The 4,485-nt window shown below is 53.1% G+C and carries 3 protein-coding genes and 1 riboswitch; of the genes, 2 read left to right on the top strand and 1 reads right to left on the bottom strand.

Going from position 1 to position 4,485, the window contains the following annotated elements; all coding sequences use genetic code 11:
* Positions 1-83: 83 nt before the first annotated feature.
* Positions 84-737 carry a Crp/Fnr family transcriptional regulator gene (locus QZR21_RS08165; protein ID WP_296097794.1) on the bottom strand — a complete coding sequence of 218 codons (654 nt, stop codon included), beginning with the start codon at positions 735-737 and terminating at the stop codon, positions 84-86.
* A gap of 297 nt (positions 738-1,034) precedes the next feature.
* On the opposite strand from QZR21_RS08165, the gene hcp reads away from it, so the two are divergent.
* Positions 1,035-2,669 carry a hydroxylamine reductase gene (gene hcp, locus QZR21_RS08160; protein ID WP_296974826.1) on the top strand — a complete coding sequence of 545 codons (1,635 nt, stop codon included), beginning with the start codon at positions 1,035-1,037 and terminating at the stop codon, positions 2,667-2,669.
* 348 nt (positions 2,670-3,017) lie between these two features.
* Positions 3,018-3,119: riboswitch (SAM riboswitch) on the top strand.
* A gap of 71 nt (positions 3,120-3,190) precedes the next feature.
* The gene (gene metK, locus QZR21_RS08155) at positions 3,191-4,375 is read left to right on the top strand and encodes a methionine adenosyltransferase (protein ID WP_296097798.1); all 1,185 of its coding nucleotides are present in this window, start codon (positions 3,191-3,193) and stop codon (positions 4,373-4,375) included.
* Positions 4,376-4,485: the final 110 nt, after the last annotated feature.

Here is a 4,485-nt window from a genome sequence, read left to right as displayed (position 1 = left end):
GTCTAACAGCCACACCGCCAGCCACCACATGTGGCACTGCCCCCGCCCGTTCGTGCGTCACTCAGCCACACAATCCAGGCTCTTCATTTCCTCAGCAGCTCAAAATCCCGCCAATGGACCCGGATGAGTCCGTCCTTTTCCATGGCCGCCAGCTCCCGGGAGAGGGCACTGCGGTTGGCGCAGAGGTAGTCCGCCAGATCTTCCCGGGAGTAGGGGATGGTGAAAGAGAGGCTTCCCTGTTTTTCCGCTTCCGCAGACAGGAAACAGCTGATCTTATCCCGGAGAGTTTTCTGGGATATGATGGAAGATTTCTGCATAAGTTTCTGGGCTTTATCTGTCATCATGGAGATGAGGTTTTCGATGAAGGGGAGTACTTCCTTTTCTCCGGCACAGGAAAGGAGGCGCCGGTAGGGGATGAAGAGCACCGTTGCCGGTTCCGGGGCGTAAAAGGTGACAGAGGCAGTGGGGCTGTGGGAGCAGGCAAAATTTTCTCCGAAGAGTTCTCCCTTTCCCATGCGGACGAGGATGGTCTTTTCACCCCACACGTTTTCCTTTGTCATGTATACGTGGCCTTTGAGGATAAGGCCCATGTTCTCGATGAGTTCCTGTTCAAAGTAAATGTAATTTCCTTTTTTATAATCCTTCTCAAAGCAGCCGGAAAGGAGAATGATTCTTCGAATCCGGTCTGTATCCATGCTCTGGAAAAGGGGCAGGCTCTGTAAAAGTGAGTAGTCCATGATGGTCTCCTGGGGATAGTGGGTTAGTGGTTGGTAAGGTAGTGGGTCCGGCTTAGCCGAAAGACCGGCCGGCAGAAGTACGAAGGAGGGGTGACTTGATCCGTTCAGCTGCCATACCGCCGGGACCGCTGATTTCCTGTAAGCTGTAAGCGGAACGCTGAAAGCCCTTTCCCTTCCATTTCCCTCCTATTATATTCCTCTCCATGTTGCATGGGCAACAGTTTTCATTACCGAAACGGTATATACTACGAGTTGTATACATTGAGATCCACGTTTGACAGTCCAGGAGGAAAAGATATGGAAGAAAAGATGTTCTGTTTCCAGTGCCAGGAAACCTTTGGAAATAAAGGATGCACCAATGGCGGCGTGTGCGGCAAGCAGCCGGATACGGCCCATCTGCAGGATGTGCTGATTTATGCCACCAAGGGCCTTTCAGAAGTGACAACGGCATGGCGGAGGGAAGGCCATGCGGTTCCGAAGGATGTGAACCACCTCATTACGGTGAACCTTTTCGTCACCATTACCAATGCGAACTTTGACAATGATTTCATCACAAAGCGTATCGAAAAGACGCTGGACGTAAAGAACCACATGATTTCCGAAGTGAAGGACAGCGCCCATCTTTCCCATGCAGCCTGGTGGGATGTGGGGGAGGAATATTTCAAAGATGCCTATCCCTTCATCGGTGTACTGGCAACGAAGGATGAAAACGTCCGGTCCCTCCGGGAACTCATTACCTATGGTCTGAAGGGTCTCGCTGCCTACAGCCACCATGCCAATGTGCTCCATAAGGACAGCGAAGAAATCGACGCATTCCTCCAGGAAACCCTGGCAAAGACCCTGGACGACAGCCTTTCTGTGGATGACCTCACAGCCCTGACCCTGAAAACCGGGGAATACGGTGTGAAGGGGATGGCCATGCTGGATGAAGCCAATACATCCACCTATGGCAATCCGGAAATCACGGAAGTGGAAATTGGCGTCCGGAAGAATCCGGGCATCCTCATTTCCGGCCATGACCTGAAGGATCTGGAAATGCTGCTGGAACAGACGAAAGACACCGGCGTGGATGTGTATACCCATGGGGAAATGCTGCCGGCCCATTATTATCCGTTCTTCAAGAAATACAGGAATTTTGCCGGAAACTATGGCAATGCCTGGTGGAAACAGCGGGAAGAATTCGACTCCTTCAATGGCCCCATCCTTATGACCACGAACTGCGTGGTTCCGCCGAAGGAAAGCTACAAGGACCGCCTGTGGACCACCGGCGCCGTTTCCTTCCCGGGTTGCGGCCATATCGATGATAAAGAGGGGGTCAAAGATTTCAGCCCCATCATCGAGCAGGCAAAGAAATGTCAGGCCCCCACAGAAATTGAAACCGGCAAAATCGTCGGTGGCTTTGCCCATAACCAGGTCCTGGCCCTGGCGGACAAGGTGGTGGATGCCGTGAAGAGCGGCGCCATTAAGAAGTTCATCGTCATGGCAGGCTGTGACGGCCGGGCCCGGAGCCGGGAATACTACCGGAACTTCGCCCTCGCCCTTCCGAAGGACACGGTGATTCTCACCGCTGGCTGCGCAAAGTACAAGTACAATAAACTGGACCTGGGCACCATCGGCGGTATTCCGAGAGTTCTGGATGCCGGCCAGTGCAACGATTCCTACAGCCTCGCCGTCATCGCATTGAAGCTGAAAGAAGTTTTCGGACTGGATGATGTGAATGACCTGCCCATCGTATACAACATTGCCTGGTACGAACAGAAGGCGGTCATCGTCCTCCTGGCTCTCCTGTACCTGGGCGTGAAAAATATCCACCTGGGACCCACGCTTCCGGCGTTCCTCTCGCCGGCCGTGGTGAACGTGCTGGTGGATAAGTTCGGCATCGCCGGCATCACCACGGTAGAAGATGACATGAAGTTGTTCTTTGGTAAGTGATTTGGGCGTCGGTCCAAACGTGTGAATGGGGCTAAAGGTTGTGGGTTGGCATCGCTGTGCTCGCCAACCGGGTTGTGGCTTCAACATCGCTTCGCTCGTTGAAGCGGGGGCTGTTGGTTCATAAGCCGCCAAAGGCGGCAGGTCCACCTTATGTCCCCGCTGCGCTAAGGCGTCAGCCTTAGCATGCAGCCACAACCCGGTCGGGCCAGCGTAGCGGCGCCCGACCCACCACCCTTAGCCCCATGCACTCCAATGTGTCCCATACTTACCCCTACTTATTCAACTCAATCATTGTCAACAGTTGCCAAATCGGTGAATTAACGTTATAATAATACTCAAGTGAATTAAGACTCATCAAGAGCAGCTGAGGGATTTGGCCCAATGACGCTGCAGCAACCATTCCACAAGGAACCGGTGCTAAGTCCATCAGCATTAGCTGGCAGATGAGAGAAGAAGCTCTCCCTGCGGAGAGCTTTTTATTTTACTAATCCAAATATCTAATATAGTGAGGAGGATTTTATATGCCAAAAAAAGTTTTATTTACTTCCGAATCCGTTACCGAAGGACATCCTGATAAGATTGCGGACCAGATTTCCGATGCCATTCTCGATGCCATTCTGGAACAGGATCCCAATGGCCGTGTAGCCTGCGAAACCATTGTCACCACCGGCCAGGTCCATGTATTTGGTGAAATCACCACCACCGCCTATGTGCCGATTCCCCAGGTCATCAGAAAGACCATCAACGATATCGGCTACACCGATGCCCGCTATGGTTTTGATGGGGAAAGCGTGGGCATCAATGTTGCCATCGATGAACAGTCTCCGGATATCGCTATGGGCGTCAACCAGTCCCTGGAAGCGAAGGAAAAAAAGGCCGATAAGTACGATATCGGCGCCGGCGACCAGGGCATGATGTTCGGCTATGCTTCCAATGAAACGCCGGAATACCTGCCTATGCCGATTGCCCTTGCACACCGCCTGGCACGCCGGCTGGCAGAAGTCAGGAAAGATGGGGAAGTACCATACCTCCGTCCCGATGGAAAGACACAGGTTACCGTGGAATATGATGATGGCAAGCCTACCCGTGTGGACACCGTTGTTATTTCCGCCCAGCATAACCCTGACGTCACCCATGACCAGATCGAACAGGATATGATCAATAAGGTCATCAAGAAAATCATTCCGGAAAAATTCCTCGATGAAAATACAAAGTACCTCATCAACCCAACCGGCCGTTTCGTTATCGGCGGACCCCAGGGCGATGCAGGACTCACGGGCCGTAAGATCATCGTCGACACCTACGGCGGCATGGCCCGTCATGGCGGCGGATGCTTCTCCGGCAAGGATCCCACGAAGGTTGACCGCTCCGCTGCCTACGCTGCCCGCTACGTAGCCAAGAACATCGTAGCTGCGGGCATTGCAGACAAATGCGAAATCGAACTGGCCTATGCCATCGGCGTAGCAGAACCGGTTTCCATTTTCGTTGATACCTTCGGCACCGGCAAGATCGACGATGAAAAGATCGTTGACCTCATCCGTAAGAACTTCGAACTCCGTCCGGCAGGCATCATCGATATGCTGAACCTCCGCCGTCCGATCTACAAGCAGACCGCTGCTTACGGCCATTTCGGAAGAACGGATATCGACCTGCCCTGGGAACACACGGACAAGGCTGAAGTTCTGAAGAAGGAAGCCGGACTGTAATATGCGGATTGAGTACTAGCCTCAATCGGATGAATGGGGCTAAAGGTGGTGGGTGAACATCGCTTTGCTCGTTCACCGGGTTGTAGGCGCTGCGCGCCGGGGGCATAAGG

Origin of the sequence: uncultured Dialister sp. (assembly GCF_900541605.1) — a bacterium.
GTDB lineage: Bacteria > Bacillota > Negativicutes > Veillonellales > Dialisteraceae > Dialister.
Note: the sequence above shows the minus strand (reverse complement) of the source record. Positions and strands in the feature narration are given on the sequence as shown.

Excerpts from the sequence above, each read along its gene's own strand:
- metK (WP_296097798.1), top strand. The coding sequence starts at position 3,191 with ATGCCAAAAAAAGTTTTATTTACTTCCGAATCCGTTACCGAAGGACAT.
- QZR21_RS08165 (WP_296097794.1), bottom strand. The coding sequence starts at position 737 with ATGGACTACTCACTTTTACAGAGCCTGCCCCTTTTCCAGAGCATGGAT.
- hcp (WP_296974826.1), top strand. The coding sequence starts at position 1,035 with ATGGAAGAAAAGATGTTCTGTTTCCAGTGCCAGGAAACCTTTGGAAAT.